Origin of the sequence: Pseudomonas cremoricolorata DSM 17059 = NBRC 16634 (assembly GCF_000425745.1) — a bacterium.
In the GTDB taxonomy this organism is placed as follows: domain Bacteria; phylum Pseudomonadota; class Gammaproteobacteria; order Pseudomonadales; family Pseudomonadaceae; genus Aquipseudomonas; species Aquipseudomonas cremoricolorata.
Window position 1 is genome coordinate 1 of record NZ_AUEA01000026.1, and the last position, 1,432, is coordinate 1,432.

Consider the following 1,432-nt stretch of genomic DNA (forward strand, 5'->3'; position numbering starts at 1 on the left):
CACCGCAGACCGCAGGCCAGCGCCTGCAAGTCAGCGCCGAGGACGCTGCCGGCAACCTTTCCAACAGCGCGGCCATCACCGCGCCGAACCTGGAAACCCCGGTCGACGACACGCCACCTGCGGCGCCCACGGGCCTGGTGATCAATGCCGGCGGCAGCCAACTCAGCGGTCGTGGCGAAGCGGGCACTACCGTCAGCGTGCGTGATACTCAGGGCAACCTGATCGCCACCAGCACTGTCGCTGCGGACGGCACGTTCTCGGTTTCCCTCGACCCAGCCGTGATCGACGGCAGCGCCTTGCAAGTTTCGCTGACGGACGCGGCGGGCAATGTCTCCGAAGCGGCGTCGGTGCGCTCGCCAGACCTGATCGCTCCCGCGCAACCGACTGACCTGACCTTGGCCGCAGGCGTGACCCTGACCGGCAGCGGCGAGCCGGGTGCGAGCGTGCAGGTGCGCAATGCGGCGGGCGCAGTCATTGGCAGCGGCGTTGTCGCTGCCAATGGCCAGTTCAGTGTCGAGCTGACCCCGGCACAGGCCAACGGCGAGTTCATCGACGTCCGCCTGGTCGATGCAGCCGGCAACGAGTCGATTCCGCTGACGTTCCAGGCGCCGGACATCACCGCGCCGGTGGCTCCGTTCGACCTGGCCGTGAATGCAGACGGCAGCGTGCTCAGCGGTCGTGGTGAGCCGGGCAGCCGCGTGCGTGTCACCGATGCGCGGGGCGTCGAGCTGGGCAGCGCCGTGGTCAACGCGGCAGGCAGCTTTGCGCTCTCGCTGGTACCCGCCCAGACCGAGGGCCAGAGCCTGCAAGCCACGGCGCTGGATGCGGCTGGCAACGTTTCGCCAGCGACCTCGGTCAGCGCACCGAACCTTGAAACGCCCGTCGACACCATACCGCCAGACGCCCCGAGCGGTCTGGTGATCAACGCCGGCGGTGCTCAGTTGAGTGGACGCGGCGAGCCAGGCACCACCGTCACGGTTCGCGATGCCTTGGGCCGCGTGATCGCCAGCGATGTAGTGGCGCCGGACGGCACATTCTCGGTAGTGCTCGCCCCCGCCGTGATCGACGGTAGCGCGCTTCGAGTCGACCTCACCGATGCGGCTGGAAATGTCTCCGAAACAGTCTCGGTGCTCTCTCCAGACCTGCTCGCCCCCGCGCAACCGACTGATCTGGCCCTGGCCGAAGGCGTAACCCTGACCGGCAGTGGCGAACCAGGCGCGTCGGTAGAGGTGCGCGATGCTGCCGGCGCGGTGATTGGTCGCGGTGTTGTCGGTGCCGATGGGCAATTCAGCCTCGCGCTCAATCCTGCCCAGGCCAATGGCGAGTTCATCGACATTCACCTGATCGATGCCGCCGGCAACGAGTCGATTCCGCTGGCCTTCCAAGCGCCCGATATCACCGCGCCGGAGGCGGTGACCGAGGTGGTGGTCAG

Annotated in this window: 1 protein-coding gene; it reads left to right on the top strand. The window is 68.0% G+C overall.

The features are described 5' to 3' along the window. On the top strand, positions 1–1,432 hold a 1,432-nt coding region (locus tag H618_RS21930), incomplete at both ends, for an Ig-like domain-containing protein (protein WP_033727805.1).